The 13,407-nt window shown below is 71.4% G+C and carries 14 protein-coding genes and 1 tRNA gene; 7 read left to right on the forward strand and 8 right to left on the reverse strand.

The features are described 5' to 3' along the window. Nucleotides 1-79: 79 nt before the first annotated feature. Nucleotides 80-1,186, reverse strand: a complete 1,107-nt coding sequence (locus AB0H57_RS02245) for an ionic transporter y4hA (protein ID WP_357501771.1) — start codon at nt 1,184-1,186, stop codon at nt 80-82. A gap of 299 nt (nt 1,187-1,485) precedes the next feature. Between AB0H57_RS02245 and AB0H57_RS02250 the strand changes: the two genes are divergently transcribed. Both AB0H57_RS02250 and AB0H57_RS02255 read left to right on the forward strand, forming a co-directional pair. Then, nucleotides 1,486-2,034, forward strand: a complete 549-nt coding sequence (locus AB0H57_RS02250; protein WP_357501773.1) for a hypothetical protein — start codon at nt 1,486-1,488, stop codon at nt 2,032-2,034. Nucleotides 2,035-2,080: 46 nt separating this feature from the next. Further along, the gene (locus AB0H57_RS02255) at nt 2,081-2,812 is read left to right on the forward strand and encodes an alpha/beta fold hydrolase (protein WP_357501775.1); all 732 of its coding nucleotides are present in this window, start codon (nt 2,081-2,083) and stop codon (nt 2,810-2,812) included. A 20-nt stretch (nt 2,813-2,832) separates the two neighbouring features. Here AB0H57_RS02255 and AB0H57_RS02260 read toward each other — a convergent pair whose 3' ends face one another. Beyond that, nucleotides 2,833-3,195: a cupin domain-containing protein gene (locus tag AB0H57_RS02260; RefSeq protein ID WP_357501777.1), complete on the reverse strand. Its 363-nt coding sequence runs from the start codon at nt 3,193-3,195 to the stop codon at nt 2,833-2,835. A 211-nt stretch (nt 3,196-3,406) separates the two neighbouring features. On the opposite strand from AB0H57_RS02260, the gene AB0H57_RS02265 reads away from it, so the two are divergent. Beyond that, entirely contained in the window at nt 3,407-4,708 is a 1,302-nt protein-coding gene (locus AB0H57_RS02265; RefSeq protein WP_357501779.1) for a low temperature requirement protein A, read from the forward strand. A gap of 119 nt (nt 4,709-4,827) precedes the next feature. Here AB0H57_RS02265 and AB0H57_RS02270 read toward each other — a convergent pair. Continuing rightward, nucleotides 4,828-4,904: transfer RNA gene (locus tag AB0H57_RS02270), tRNA-Pro, on the reverse strand. Nucleotides 4,905-5,033: 129 nt separating this feature from the next. Continuing rightward, entirely contained in the window at nt 5,034-5,927 is an 894-nt protein-coding gene (locus AB0H57_RS02275) for a metallophosphoesterase (RefSeq protein WP_357501781.1), read from the reverse strand. 25 nt (nt 5,928-5,952) lie between these two features. Here AB0H57_RS02275 and AB0H57_RS02280 point away from each other — a divergent pair, with 25 nt between their 5' ends. Further along, nucleotides 5,953-6,408, forward strand: a complete 456-nt coding sequence (locus AB0H57_RS02280) for a GatB/YqeY domain-containing protein (protein ID WP_357501783.1) — start codon at nt 5,953-5,955, stop codon at nt 6,406-6,408. Between the two features lie 68 nt (nt 6,409-6,476). On the opposite strand, the gene AB0H57_RS02285 is transcribed toward AB0H57_RS02280, so the two are convergent. Further along, nucleotides 6,477-8,918: a penicillin-binding protein gene (locus AB0H57_RS02285; RefSeq protein WP_357501785.1), complete on the reverse strand. Its 2,442-nt coding sequence runs from the start codon at nt 8,916-8,918 to the stop codon at nt 6,477-6,479. A 407-nt stretch (nt 8,919-9,325) separates the two neighbouring features. Between AB0H57_RS02285 and AB0H57_RS02290 the strand changes: the two genes are divergently transcribed. After that, nucleotides 9,326-9,643, forward strand: coding sequence for a WhiB family transcriptional regulator (locus tag AB0H57_RS02290; RefSeq protein ID WP_357501787.1), 318 nt, complete (start codon nt 9,326-9,328; stop codon nt 9,641-9,643). Between the two features lie 6 nt (nt 9,644-9,649). On the opposite strand, the gene AB0H57_RS02295 is transcribed toward AB0H57_RS02290, so the two are convergent. The 3 genes from AB0H57_RS02295 to AB0H57_RS02305 are packed head-to-tail and all read right to left on the reverse strand — an operon-like array spanning nt 9,650 to nt 12,393. Beyond that, on the reverse strand, nt 9,650-10,801 hold the full coding sequence (locus AB0H57_RS02295; protein WP_357501789.1) for an ArsA-related P-loop ATPase: 1,152 nt from the start codon (nt 10,799-10,801) through the stop codon (nt 9,650-9,652). Between the two features lie 54 nt (nt 10,802-10,855). Beyond that, nucleotides 10,856-11,833 (reverse strand): ArsA-related P-loop ATPase, encoded by a 978-nt coding sequence (locus tag AB0H57_RS02300; protein ID WP_357501791.1) that lies wholly within the window; start codon nt 11,831-11,833, stop codon nt 10,856-10,858. Between the two features lie 26 nt (nt 11,834-11,859). Next, on the reverse strand, nt 11,860-12,393 hold the full coding sequence (locus AB0H57_RS02305; RefSeq protein WP_357501793.1) for a hypothetical protein: 534 nt from the start codon (nt 12,391-12,393) through the stop codon (nt 11,860-11,862). A 323-nt stretch (nt 12,394-12,716) separates the two neighbouring features. Between AB0H57_RS02305 and AB0H57_RS02310 the strand changes: the two genes are divergently transcribed. Both AB0H57_RS02310 and AB0H57_RS02315 read left to right on the forward strand, forming a co-directional pair. After that, complete coding sequence (locus tag AB0H57_RS02310; protein WP_357501795.1) at nt 12,717-13,187, forward strand: hypothetical protein; 471 nt, start codon at nt 12,717-12,719, stop codon at nt 13,185-13,187. A gap of 45 nt (nt 13,188-13,232) precedes the next feature. Next, nucleotides 13,233-13,388 (forward strand): DUF4177 domain-containing protein, encoded by a 156-nt coding sequence (locus tag AB0H57_RS02315; protein ID WP_013289021.1) that lies wholly within the window; start codon nt 13,233-13,235, stop codon nt 13,386-13,388. The last annotated feature ends 19 nt before the right edge of the window (nt 13,389-13,407 follow it).

The following is a 13,407-nucleotide window of genomic DNA, read 5'->3' on the forward strand; positions in this document are numbered from 1 at the left end:
GCTGCGCCGGCCAGCAGGTTCTCGACCAGGTCGCGCGCAGCTCGGCGGCGAGCGCCGATGGCGGCGAGGGGACCGGCGGTCACGGGCTGGCGGCGAGGAACACGAAGGCGGCCAGCAGTACCAGGTGCACCCCGCCCTGGAGCAGGGTCGCCCGGCCCGGGACCACGGTCAGCACGCCGGCCACCACGGTCAGCGCGAGCAGCGCCATCTGCGTACCGCCCAGGCCGAGCAGCAGCGGCCCCTCCAGCCATATCGACAGCAGCGCGATCGCCGGAATGGTCAGGCCGATGCTGGCCATCGCCGAGCCGAGGGCGAGGTTGAGGCTGATCTGCACCCGGTTGCGGCGGGCCGCGCGGGCGGCGGCCAGCGTCTCCGGCAGCAGCACCAGCAGGGCGATGATCACGCCGACGAAGGACTGGGGCAGGTTGGCCGCCTGGACGCCCGCCTCGATCGCCGGGGAGACCGTCTTCGCGTCACCCACCACTGCCACCAGTGCCACCAGCAGCAGGACCAGGCTGAACAGGGCGGCCCGGTTGGTCGGCGGGTCGGCGTGCCCGTCGCCGTCGGCGTCGACCGGACCGCCGTCGGCGTTGACGGGCAGGAAGTAGTCGCGGTGCCGTCCGGTCTGCACCAGCACGAACAACCCGTACAGCGCCAGCGACGCGACGGCGGCGAAGCCGAGCTGGGCGGGGGAGAACTCCGGGCCGGTCCGGCTGGTGGTGAAGCTCGGCACCACCAGGCTCAGCGTCGCCAGGGTGGCCACTGTGGCCAGCGCCCCACCGGTGCCCTCCGAGTTGAACACCGCGACCCGTTGCCGCAGCGCCCCGAGCAGCAACGACAGGCCGAGAATGCCGTTGCAGGTGATCATCACCGCGGCGAACACGGTGTCCCGCGCCAACGACTGGGTCTTCTCACCGCCGCTGAGCATCAGGGTGACGATCAGGGCCACCTCGATGACCGTCACGGCGACCGCGAGCACCAGCGACCCGAACGGCTCGCCCACCTTGTGCGCGACCACCTCCGCGTGGTGCACGGCCGCGAGCACCGCGCCGGCGAGCAGCGCGGCGACCAGCGGAACCAGATAACCGGGGAGTTCCCGACCCCAGGTGAGGGCGAGGATCAGCACCGCGAGCACGGGCACGACCGTGGTCCAGTCGGCAAGGCGGGGGCGGGTCGGGGCGGGCATGCCGCCAAGCCTGCCAGGAAAAGACGACCAACCGCCCGTGACCTTTCTCCTTCCGACCGCTACGGGGGTGCCCCAGGGCTTGGGAAAGCCCGGCGCGCGGCGGCCGTTTTCCGGGCCGGGCAGGTGCAATTCCCAGCCTCGCCCGGCCGCCCGGAGCCGCTGAAGGTCCGATCGTGCCGACCCGACCCCTACCGCAGGCCCATTGCCGGGCCCGACCGTGCGCCAGCAAACTCGACGGACAGCAATCGACTCACGTCAGCGAGTTCCGGAGGGCGAGCGTGGAAGACTTCGCCGAGCGCGTGCGTCAGAGCAGGGTCGCCGCCGAGGAGGAGGAACGACGCCGGCAGGAGGAATGGGAACGGACCCGGCAACTGGCCGTGCGGCGCCGGGCGGAACTGCTGGAGATATCCCGAAAGGTCGCGTCCGCGCTCGTGGCCGCCGATCGCCGGCACAACCTGCACATCGTGCGGTCGGTGCGGCGGGAACGCCAGCGGCTGCTCCGGACCGAACACGTCTGGGTCGACGAGCCGGTCGTCAGCGGGTGGATGGTCCTGACCCGCAAGCACGTCTTCCGGGACACCGACCGCTGGCCCATCCGGGAGGAACTGAGCCTGGACGGCACCCTGCTGGACCCCGCCGGCGGGCTGCACCGGTTCCGCCTGAGGGACTGCGCCACCCTCACCGACGAGCCACCGACGTACCAGGCCCGGTTCGACGGGGAATGGACGGAGGACGCCCTGTCCGGCCCATTGTCGACGCTCGACTACCTGCGCGACTTCGAGACGCTGGTGGGCGGGCTGGTGGACCTCGCCAACGAACACCGGCTCGACCTGGCGACCCTGCGCTGAGGCGTGCGCCGGTCGGCCGTTGGCACGCCCCTGCTACGCAGGGGGCATGGAGACCGTCGTCCTGCTGCCGTCCCTCTGCGCCACGAGCCGGGTGTGGCACCGCCAGGTCGAGGCGCTCGGCGAGCGGTACGCGGTGCTGACGCCCGACCTGCCGGGGCACGGCGGCAACCCCGGCCCGTTCAGCTTCGACCGGGCCGTCGCCGACCTCGGCGACCTGCTGGACCGTACGCCCGGGCCGGTGCACCTGGTCGGCCTGTCGCTCTCCGCGACGGTGGCGGTGCTCACCTGCCTCGCCCGACCGCAGCGGGTCCGGAGCCTGCTGCTCTCCGGCGGTGTGCCCGGGCCGGTGGCCGCGCTGGCGGTGCAACGGGCGGTCGCCGCGCTCACCCCCGAGCGGGTCATCGTGCGCTCGGCCGTACGCCTGCTCGCCCCGACCATCACCTGGATGCCGCCGCCGCAGCGGCAACGGACCCTCGCCGAGACCGCCGAGGACTTCCGGACCACCGGCCGGCGCACCTACCTGGACGCGCTGCGCGAGCTGGCCGGTACCGACCTGCGGCCCCGACTGCCCGAGGTGGCGGTGCCGACGCTGGTGCTGTGCGGCTCGCGGGACCGGGTGAACCTGCCCGGTGCGCGGGAACTGGCCGCCGGCATCCCACGGGCGCGGCTGGAGGTGGTGCCGGACGTGGGACACCTCTGGCAGCTGGAACGACCGGACCTGTTCTCCCGTACGGTCGCCGGTTTCGTCGACGAGGTCGCCGGCGGCCGGGCCCCCTGACCCCGGGCCTTCCGGCGCCGTCAGCCGTTGTCCGGCAGCCAGAAGACGGAGACGGCGAGGAGCTCGTCGGGTCCGTCGTTCCGGATCTGGTGCGGCACCCCGCTGTCGAACGCCACGATGTCACCGGCGCGCAGCACGGTGGTCCGGTCGGCCCAGGTCAGGGCGCCGACTCCGGCGACCACGATCCACAGTTCACGGGACCGGTGGACGTCCAGGTCGTTGGCGGTTCCCGGGGCCACCGACCAGCGAGCGACCTCGAACGGGGCGGGATCCGCCGGTGGGAACGGCAGCAGCCCTCGGTGCACCGGTCCGCCCTCGGCGAAGGCGTACCAGTGGTCGAAGGTCACCGGGCCGCTGGTGGGCGCGGGGTTCGTGGTCGACATGCCGTCGAGCCTGCCGGGTGCCGGTCGACGAGTCCGGCGGTAATCGGACGCGGCGGTCCGGGACCGGCGCGGAGGCGGCAACCGGGTTGCGGCGACCCGGGGAAATGCCAGCGGGCACATCCAGTGGCTGATGTGCCCTCTACGACGACGTCGACCGTGATAAGTGATTCGGGCATCTTCGGTGTGGCCGGCTGCCACACTCGGTCGTGTGGTGAGTGAGGACGCCGGGGCCTTCGGTGGCAAGTCAGCGCGAGCGCCGCGCGGCATTCGACCGCTACGCGAGGGCGTCGGCGTAACCAGCGTGGAGCTCTTCTTCGATCTGGTGTTCGTCCTTGCGTTCATCCAGGTCGTTGCGTTGATGGACGACGACTTCACCAGTCACGGCGTGTTGAACGGGATGCTTGCGCTAGCCCTTTTGTGGTCGACGTGGTCCATCTATGCCTGGTTGGGCAACAGCCTTCAAGCCCGGGTCGGGCTGATCCGGATTGCGCTGCTCTTCGTGACGGTGGTCACCCTTGTGATGGCGGTGGCGGTCCGGCAGGCATTCACCGACCTCCCGGGCGCGACCATCTCCGGCCCGGTGGTGTTCGTCGCGTGCTTCGTGGTCGTTCGGCTGGTGCATCTGGCGCTGCGCTGGTACGCCATTCCAGACACGGGGCCGCGCATCGTCCTGCTGATCGCCGCTCCACTGTTTGTCGCCTCCGTCCTGCTGTTCTCCGCCGCCGTCGTGCCGCAGCGACTGTTCCACGACCCGTGGCTGGTCAAGGCGAGCCAGAGCGGGCTCTGGATGCTCGCCGTCCTCGTCGACTATGGCCGCGCCCTGCTGCTGCGGTCGTGGGGGTTGCACATCATCTCGGCCCGGCACTGGGCGGAGCGGCACGGCCTCATCGTGCTCGTCGCCCTTGGCGAGTCGCTGATAGCGGTTGGCCTGACCAGCAGCGGCGTGCCGATGACTGGATCGCTCATCGCGGCAATCGCCTTCGCCATCGTCACCGCCGCCGCATTGGGCTGGACCTATTTCGACGTCGTCGCGATCGCCGCCGAGCGGACGCTGAGCCAGAATCCCGTCCAGCGCCGGGTCGCCTACGCCCGCGACGCCTACAGCTATCTCCACCTGCCGATGATCGCCGGCATCATGCTGCTCGCCCTCGGACTGCACAAAGTGGTGACGATCATCAAAGACAACGAACTGCACCATTCGACTGCGCAACTGGAAAGCATGGGCCGCTACGCCCTCTACGGCGGGGCAGCCCTGTTCCTGCTCTCCCACGCCGGCTTCCAACTACGGATCACGCGCCTGCTCGGACGGGTCATCTGGCCGCGATTGATTACCATAGCGCTGCTGGTGGCGCTCATCCCGGCCGCCAGCCAACTTTCGGCGGTGGTAGCGCTCGGCCTGCTGGCGGCTGTCTGTGCCGGCCTGGTCATCACGGAGGTCCTCGTCGGCGGCGGGCGGCGTAAGGAACTGCGCGAGGCCGCGCTAGCCGGGGGTCTTCGACCAGAAGACCCCTGATCGGGCCGGCGCCGCCCTGGCCGGTACGCCTCGTCACCGGACGATCGCCAGCGGCTGCCGACAGCTCTGGAAACGAATCAAGACCCCTCCGTGGAGGGGTCTTGACCTGCTCTTACCTCTGGTCGGGGTGGCCGGATTCGAACCGACGACCTCTTCGTCCCGAACGAAGCGCGCTACCAAGCTGCGCCACACCCCGAGGCGTGCCGACAAATAGTAGCCCACCCGTCCCGACGGTCAAACTCGGTACCCCCTCGCCGGCCGGCGCGCCCGAGCCGCCCCGCCGCCCGGCGCGAGGCGGGATCGAGGGAGGCCGCCCGGGAGCTGTTCAGCGCGGGATCAGGGTGAGCACGCTCGCCTCCGGCGGGCAGGCGAACCGGATCGGCGCGGTCGGGTGGGTGCCGAGGCCGGCCGAGACGTGCAGCCAGGCGTCCGAGCCGGGCCAGCGGTGCAGCCCCTTGGCCATCGAGCGGGGCAGCCCGCAGTTGGTCACCAGCGCTCCGTAGCCCGGCACGCAGACCTGCCCGCCGTGGGTGTGCCCGGCCAGCAGCAGCCCGAAGCCGTCGGCGGCCATCCGGTCCAGCACAGCCGGCTCCGGGGAGTGGCTCAGCGCGATGGTGACGTCCGCCTCGGCCGACACCGGCCCGGCCACCGCGTCGTAGTCGTCCCGTTCGACGTGCGGGTCGTCGACGCCGGCCACCTCGACGGCCCGCCCGCCCGCTTTGACGGTGGTGCGCGCGTTGTTCAGGTCCGCCCAGCCGGCGCCGGTGAGGACCGCGCGCAGCTCTTCGTAGGGCAGCTCCACGCCCTCGGTGTACTCCCGGTCCGGCAGGAAGTAGGTGAACGGGTTCTTCCACACCGGCCCGGTGTAGTCGTTGGAGCCGAAGACGAAGGCACCGGGGAAGTCGAGCAGCGGGTGCAGCGCGCGCAGCACGCCGGGCACCGCGCCGGGGTGCGCCATGTTGTCCCCGGTGACCACCACCAGGTCCGGGTCCAGGGCGGCCAGCGAGGCCACCCAGTCCTGCTTGCGCCGCTGGTCGGGCATCATGTGCAGGTCCGACAGGTGGAGGATGCGCAGGGGCTCGGCGTCGGCGGGCAGCACCGGGACGTCGTACCGGCGCAGGGTGAACATGTTGCGCTCGATCAGGGCCGCGTACGCCAGCGTGGCGGCGCCCAGCGCCGCGGCGGAGGTCGCGAGGCGGAATAGTGTGCGCTTTCGCATGCCGATCAGGGTAGTTTGACCGTCCATGAGCACGCTGAAGGACCGCCTCACCGCCGACATGCGCGCCGCCCTGAAGGCGCGCGACGCGCTGACCACCTCCACGCTGCGGATGGCGCTCGCCGCGGTGGGCAACGCCGAGGTCGCCGGGAAGGAGAAGCGCGAGCTCAGCGACGACGAGGTGCTCGCGGTGCTGACCAAGGAGGCGAAGAAGCGGCGCGAGGCCGCGACCGCCTTCGCCGACGCCGGTCGGGCCGAGCAGGCCGGCAAGGAGACCGCGGAGGGCGAGGTGCTGGAGCGCTACCTGCCGAAGCAGCTCTCCGACGACGAGCTGACCGAACTGGTCGCGGGGGCGCTCTCCGCGGGCGGCTTCACCGGCAAGGCGCAGATGGGCCCGGCCATGAAGGCGGCCCAGGCAGCGGTGGCCGGCCGGGCCGAGGGTGGTCGCGTCGCCGCCGAGGTACGCCGGCAGCTCGGCCTCTAGACCGCCCGTACGCGCAACGGGCGGGCACCCCCGAAAGGGTGCCCGCCCGTTGTCGTCGTCGGACCGCCTCAGCCGCGCGGCCGGCCGGGCTTGGTCGGCAGCACCGGCGGTGGCCCCGTTTGGGTGGGGCCGGTGGTCGGCGTCGGCGCGACCGGTGCCCCGGCGCTGACCTCGATGCTGACCACGCCGCCCTTGATGGTCTTGCCCGACGGGGTGGTGCCCGCCGCGGTGTTCTTCGGGCAGTCGGATGAGACCGGGGTGCCGGAGACCACCGGGTCGAAGCCGGCGTCGCGGAGCTTGGACTTCGCCGCGTCGATGGACAGGCAGCTCACCCCGGGGATGGACTTCTGGTCACCGTTGATGATCTTCCCGCCGGGCGGGGTGAAGTCGATCCGTGGCTTGCCCTTCATGGCGTCCCGGAGGGTCTCCATGACCGGCGGGTTGATGCCCCAGGGCTCCTTGTGGCCCATCTTGGCGTTGGTCTGCGGGTAGTCCGGGTCGGCCATGATGCCGGCGACCGCGTACTGCTTGGTCATCGCGACCAGGGCGGCGGTCTTGTCCGAGTCGGTGGTGCCGGACTTGCCGGCCACCGGCGCGTTGACGATGCCCTTGGTCTCCCGGGCGGTGCCACCGTTGCACCTCGACGTCGAGGACTTGTCGCCCACCGGGCAGCGGGCCGCGTCGACGGCGGCCCGGGCCACCTGCGGGCTGAACCGCTGCTCGCAGTTCGGGTTGGCGATGTCGAGCTTCTTGCCGTCCGGGCCCTTGATCTCCTGCACCGGGATCGGCGCGCAGTACTTGCCGTCGGCGGCCAGGGTGGCGTACGCGTTGGCCAGCTCCAGCGGGGTGGTCTGCGAGACGCCCAGGGTGAACGCGCCCCACTGGTTGACGCCGCCCTCCTTGGTCGCCCGCTCGGCGTCGTCGCTGTCCCGGAAGGTGATGCCGAGCCGCTGCGCCACCTTGACCACGTTCTCGGCGCCGACCCGCTGCTCGAGGTCGACGAAGAAGGTGTTCACCGACTTGCCGAAGCCGCTCCACATGGTCTGGATGCCGGTCATGCTGGGGCTGGAGTTCTTGGGGCAGTAGAAGTGCGTGCCCGGGCAGGCGGCCTTGCTGCCCTTCTTGATGATGTAGTTCGACTTGAACTGGTGCTGCGCGTTGATGGTGTAGCTGAGCGGGTAGCCCTTCTCCAGCGCGGCGACCAGGGTGAAGATCTTGAAGGTCGAGCCGGCCTGGTAGCCCTTGATGTCGCCGCCGCCGCTTAGCAGGGGCACCACCGTGTTGGGGTAGTTGCCCTTGATCCCCTTCTTGCGCTTCACCGGGTCGCTGTTCGGCTTGTTCTGCGGGCGCTTCGGGTCGTCGATCTTGAAGACCCGGTTCACCGCCAGCGCGCGGACCCGGCCGGTGCCCGGCTCCACCACGGCCACCATCGCGGCCTCCTTGGCGTTGATGCCCTTGGCTCGGCGCACCGCCTTGTCGGCGCCGTCCTGCGCCTGCGGGTCGAGCGTGGTGGTGATGGTGTAGCCGCCGCTCTTCAGCCGCCGCTCACGGTCGTACGAGGTGGAGCCGAAAGTCTCCTGCTGCATCCACCAGCGGTAGAAGTAGTCGCAGAAGAAGCCCCAGCCCTTCTTGTTGGTGGAGACGCAGCCGTTGGGGGTGCGCTTGTCCTTCACCACCATCTTGGTGGCCATCGCCTTGTCCCGCTCGGCCTCCGTGATCGCCTTGATGTCGGCCATGTTCTTGATGACGTAGTTGCGCCGGTCCAGGGCGAGCGGGTAGCCGGCCTTGGTGGTCGGGTCGTTGGTGGTCGGCGCCTTCACCATGCCGGCCAGCATGGCCGCTTCCTCGATCTTGAGCTTGCTCGGCGGCTTGCCGAAGTAGACCTGGCTGGCGGCGTAGATGCCGTACGCGCCGTTGCCGAACGAGGCGATGTTGAGGTAGCGCTCCAGGATCTCGTCCTTGGAGAGCTCCTTGTCGATCTGAAGGGCGTAGCGCATCTCGCGCAGCTTCCGGCCGCCGGTGTCCTCGGTGGCCGCGACCACGTCCGCCGGGTGGGTCGCCGAGTACGCGATGGCCAGCCGGACGTACTGCATGGTCAGCGTGGAGGCGCCCTGCCGGCCGTTGGTGCCGGACTGGTTGTTGACGAACGCCCGGGCGACGCCGTTCAGGTCGACGCCGTTGTGCTTGTAGAAGTCGTGGTCCTCGGCCGCGATGATCGCGTTGCGCATGTGCGGCGAGATGTCGGCCAGCTTCACGTTGCGCCGGTTCTCGTCGTACATCGTCGCCAGCGGCGTCTTGCCGTCCTTGGCCAGCAGGTAGCTGATCTGTGGCGCCTGGGCCACGGTGAGCTCGCGCGGTAGCGCGGCGAACGTCTCGGCGCCGGCCTTGGCGGCCAGCCCGGACATCGCCACCGCGGGGAAGGCGGCCGCCGCGACCACCACGCCGGCCAGTAGGCCACAGATGATCAGCGATGCGGCGTTGGCAAAGATGTTGTGGTCACGTTTCCGCATCCAGGTCACCTCGACAGGGTACGCGAACAGGTAACGAGGGGCGCGCGGGCGTACTTTCCCCATTTCCTGCGCGCGCCGGCCTCGTTGTGTTAAACGCACGACCCCCGGTGCGTGGTTGCGTGGGACCTGGCGCCGAGTCTCCTCCCGACCGAGGAGTCCCGCAGCGTTTTCACCGACTCCGGCGGGGTATGCGGCCGGCGAAAGCCCGGGAAGCCGGGACTGTCCGGAATGATGGATTTCGCCGACAACGTTGCGTAATCGGGCGACTACAGAGCATGATGATGGCGGCGACAGAGCCACATGTCGTCCGGGTGCCCTCCTTGGGGAAGGACGGGCCGGACGGCCGGGGGATTCGACGGCTGGTCGCGCGCGAAGTCGGTAGGTACTGCAAGGGGGGACGTGTACAAATGGGCATGATCGCTGACTGGCCGTCACTGGCGGCGTGTCAGAACGGGGACCCGGACGCGTTGTTCGTACAGGGCGCCGAACAGAACGTGGCGAAGAGGATCTGCCGCAGTTGCCCAGTTCGGTACGAGTGCCTGGCCGACGCGCTGGACAACCGCATCGAGTTCGGCGTGTGGGGTGGCATGACCGAACGGGAGCGGCGGGCGCTGCTGCGCCGGCACCCGCAGGTTGCCAGCTGGCGGAAGATGTTCGAGGCCGCCATGAAGAAGAACGCCAAGGACAAGACCGGCAAGGACAAGGTCCTGGTCACCGCCGGCTGACGCCGGTCAGCGGTCGCTGACGGCCGCGCCGATCGTCCGCAGCCCGTCGACGTCGTGCACGTCGGCGGGCTGCGCCGTCACCGACACCGCCGGCACCCCGGGGAACTCCGCGGTGAACCGGGCCGCCACCCGCCGTTCCCGCTCGGCCTGCTGGGCCAGCGCGGCGTGCGCCCGCAGCACCTCGGCCGTGCCGGCGTGCCCGCCGGCCCGCTCCAGCCGGTCCGCCGCGGCCAGGCTGTCGTCCGCGCCCAGCGCCGGCACCGCCGGCCGGTGCACCCGGTTGAGCACCAGGCCGGCCAGCGGCATCCGCTCGGAGCGCAGCCGGCCGGCGAAGTACGCCGCCTCCCGGACCGCGTCTGGCTCCGGCGCCGCGACCAGCAGGAAGGCCGTCTCCCGCGCCTGCAGGATGCGGTACGTCTGCTCGGCCCGCTGCCGGAACCCGCCGAACATCGAGTCCAGCGCGGCGACGAACCCGGACAGGTCGGTGAGCAGCTGCGCGCCGATCACCTTCTGCACCACCTTCGAGAACATCCCGAACGAGGCGGTCACGAAGCTGAACATGCTCCGCCCGCCGGAGCGGGCCGGGGCGAGCAGCAGCCGCAGCATCCGGCCGTCCAGGAACCGGGAGAGCCGGGCCGGCGCGTCCAGGAAGTCCAGCGCCGAGCGGGACGGCGGGGTGTCCACCACGATCAGGTCCCACTCGCCCCGGGCGTGCAGCTGGCCGAGCTTCTCCATCGCCATGTATTCCTGGGTGCCCGCGAAGGTGGAGCTCATGGCCTGGTAGAAGGGGTTGGCGAAGATCTCCGCCGCCTTCGCCGGGTCGGTGTGCTGGAGCACCACGTCGTCGAAGGTGCGCTTCATGTCCAGCATCATGGCGTGCAGCTCGCCGCCGCTGTCCTCGACGTCGATCCCCTTGACCTGGCGTGGGGTGTTGTCCAGCTCGCTCAGGCCCAGCGACTGGGCCAGCCGGCGGGCCGGGTCGATGGTCAGCACGACCGTACGCCGGCCGTGCCGCTCGGCCGCGCGCAACGCCAGGGCCGCCGCGGTGGTGGTCTTGCCCACCCCGCCCGCGCCGCAGCAGACGACTATCCGCACGCCGGGGTCGGCGAGGATCTGGTCGACGTCCAGCCGCGGCGCCGCGTCTTCGGAAGGCACCAATCGAGCGTATCGGGCCGCCTGCCGCCGCGTGCCCGTGCCGACCGCAGGTGTGAGTCAATCCGCCCGGACGAGCCCCTCCGCCAGCCGCGTCAGCCCGGCCCGGTCCACCCCGTCGGGCAGCAGCGGCAGCTCGGTCAGCGGGCGGCCCAGCTCCACCAGCTCGGCCCGGAGCGTCTCCTCCAGCTCCCGGCGGACGGCCTGGTCCGCTGCCTCCTGGTGCAGTCCCCGCACGGTGGCCCGGTCCGCCGGCAGGCCGGCGGCGAGCAGCCCCTGGCGCAGCTCCTCGGCGGTCACCGCCCGGCCGGCGGGCAGCGCGGGCCGGGCCCCGTTGACGATCACCCGGCCGACCGGGAAGCCGAGCGAGGTCAGCTCGGCGATCGCGTCCACGGTCTCCTGGACCGGCATCTCCTCCAGCAGCGTCACCACGTGCACCGCCGTCATCGGGGACCGCAGCAGCGCGGAGACCCCCTCGCTCTGGCTCTTGATCGGGCCGACCTTCGCCAGCCGGGCCGTCTCCGCGGTGACGTTGAGGAACCGGCCGATCCGCCCGGTCGGCGGGGCGTCCAGCACCACGGCGTCGTACACCCGGCGCTGGCCGGCGGTGCGGGTGGTCGCCTCCTTGACCTTGCCGGTGAGCAGGACGTCGCGCAGGCCCGGGGCGATGGTGGTGGCGAAGTCGATGGCACCGAACCGGCGTAACGCCCGCCCGGCCGCGCCCAGCTTGTAGAACATGTCGAGGTATTCCAGGAGGGCCTCCTCGGCGTCCACCGCCAGGGCCCGCACCTCGCCGCCGCCGGCGGCGTCGGTGAGGTGGCGCTCCTCGTACGGCAGCGGATCGACGCCGAACAGCTGGGCGATGCCCTGCCGCCCCTCCACCTCGACCAGCAGGGTGCGCCGGCCACCGGCGGCCAGCGCCACGGCCAGGGCCGCGGCGACGCTGGTCTTGCCGGTCCCGCCCTTGCCGGTCACCACGTGCAGCCGCGCCGGCCATTTCGTACCGGCCGGATCGGCCGGCCGCTCCCCTGCTCGCACCCGTCGAGCCTATCCACCCGGGCGGGTCAGGAGACCTCGCAGACCCACCAACCGGTCCGGCGGACCACGGTGAACCGCAGGTCCTGCTCGGCCACCCGCTCGTCGGCGGTGCTCACGCTCACCTTGGTGGTGACCGTGGCCCGGTCGCCGGTCTCGTTCTCCACCGTCGGCATGGTCCATCGGAAGCGGGGCTCGCGGTACGTCTCGACGTACCGCTCCACCTCGGCGATCTTGGCGGCGATCTTCCGCTCGTCCCGGCTCGACGAGCAGACCAGGGCGCTCGCCTTGCTGACGCTGCGCTGCTGGTAGACGGCGGTGAGGAAGTCGTCGACGGCGACCGCCGGCTCGCTGGTGCCGGTGCCGTCCTCGGTGTCGCGCAGGGCCAGGAACGCGGCCGTGCCGCCGCCCCCGCAGAGCAGCAGGGCGCCGACCAGCGCGAGCGAGGCGATCAGCAGGTTGCGCGGTCGCCGGCGCCGCGGCGGCTGGCCCGTCGCCGCGTGCTGCGGCGACCCGCCGGCGTCCGACGGTCCGTCGGCGCCACCGATGGGTGGGTGGGTCATCGTGTTTCCCCCGGGGTCCGGCGTCACCGCCACACCCCTGAGGCGGCGACGCGTGGTCGACCGTGCCGGGCGCGCCCTCGACGCCCGTCGCTCGGAAGAGTAATCGGTCGATGGACGTCCCGGCGGGCCACGGCTGATCCGGCGGATGGGGTCGCCTTCCGGACCACCGATGTGTCGCATATATGACTCGAAGTAACCATTCGTGCGAGTCCCGTTGCCGCTGTCGGGATTCGGACCTAGGTTCTTGGCCGGCGCGGGGGTCGGCCGGACGGCGAGTCCGAGCCGAAAGCCACTCGACCAGGTACGACGGCCGGAGGCAGCGTATGCGCGACGCGGACAACATCCCTCGAGCCCAGTTCCCGGCGGGCGGCCGGACCCGCCGGGGTGTGACGGTGGAGGGGGTGGCGATTCCGGTCAACGAGCGGTCGTACCGCCGGTGGGCGGAGCCGGCCGCCGAGGTGCTGCGCTTCCCGTCCCGGCCGGCCGGGCGCAGCCGGGACGAGGAGGAGCCCGGGTACGTCATCCACCTGCCGATCCGGGTCGCCGACCTGGCGACCGCGGCCGCGCTGGCCGGCACGGTGGCGGTGTCGCTCGGCTTCCTGCCCGAGCTGGACGCCGGCGAGACCACCGTCTCGACCGCGGACGACCAGAACAACCGGCACCGGGTCTTCTGCGACCTGCTGCTGCCGGACCGCACCCGCTGCCCCCAGCGGTACGGTCACGAGGGGCCCTGCGGCGAGCTGCCGGCGGCTCCCGAGCAGCGTCCCGCGCCCCGACCGTCCGCCGGACCGTAGGCTGTTGCCCTAACAGTCCACGTCAGGCAAGGGAGCCTTCCACCGATGCAGAAGTGGGAATACGCCACCGTCCCGCTGCTGGTCCACGCGACCAAGCAGATCCTCGACAACTGGGGTGAGGACGGCTGGGAGCTGGTCTCCGTGGTGCCCGGGCCGAACCCGGAGCAGCTCGTCGCGTACCTGAAGCGCCCGAAGGGCTGACGAGCATGAGCAAGCGCAG

It is taken from the genome of Micromonospora sp. NPDC050686 (genome assembly GCF_040654475.1).
In the GTDB taxonomy this organism is placed as follows: Bacteria; Actinomycetota; Actinomycetes; order Mycobacteriales; family Micromonosporaceae; genus Micromonospora.

What these genes read in the sequence shown, in the direction of transcription:
- AB0H57_RS02245 (WP_357501771.1), bottom strand. Translation starts at nt 1,186, where the DNA reads ATGCCCGCCCCGACCCGCCCCCGCCTTGCCGACTGGACCACGGTCGTG.
- AB0H57_RS02255 (WP_357501775.1), top strand. Translation starts at nt 2,081, where the DNA reads ATGGAGACCGTCGTCCTGCTGCCGTCCCTCTGCGCCACGAGCCGGGTG.
- AB0H57_RS02260 (WP_357501777.1), bottom strand. Translation starts at nt 3,195, where the DNA reads ATGTCGACCACGAACCCCGCGCCCACCAGCGGCCCGGTGACCTTCGAC.
- AB0H57_RS02275 (WP_357501781.1), bottom strand. Translation starts at nt 5,927, where the DNA reads ATGCGAAAGCGCACACTATTCCGCCTCGCGACCTCCGCCGCGGCGCTG.
- AB0H57_RS02280 (WP_357501783.1), top strand. Translation starts at nt 5,953, where the DNA reads ATGAGCACGCTGAAGGACCGCCTCACCGCCGACATGCGCGCCGCCCTG.
- AB0H57_RS02285 (WP_357501785.1), bottom strand. Translation starts at nt 8,918, where the DNA reads ATGCGGAAACGTGACCACAACATCTTTGCCAACGCCGCATCGCTGATC.
- AB0H57_RS02290 (WP_357501787.1), top strand. Translation starts at nt 9,326, where the DNA reads ATGGGCATGATCGCTGACTGGCCGTCACTGGCGGCGTGTCAGAACGGG.
- AB0H57_RS02305 (WP_357501793.1), bottom strand. Translation starts at nt 12,393, where the DNA reads ATGACCCACCCACCCATCGGTGGCGCCGACGGACCGTCGGACGCCGGC.
- AB0H57_RS02310 (WP_357501795.1), top strand. Translation starts at nt 12,717, where the DNA reads ATGCGCGACGCGGACAACATCCCTCGAGCCCAGTTCCCGGCGGGCGGC.
- AB0H57_RS02315 (WP_013289021.1), top strand. Translation starts at nt 13,233, where the DNA reads ATGCAGAAGTGGGAATACGCCACCGTCCCGCTGCTGGTCCACGCGACC.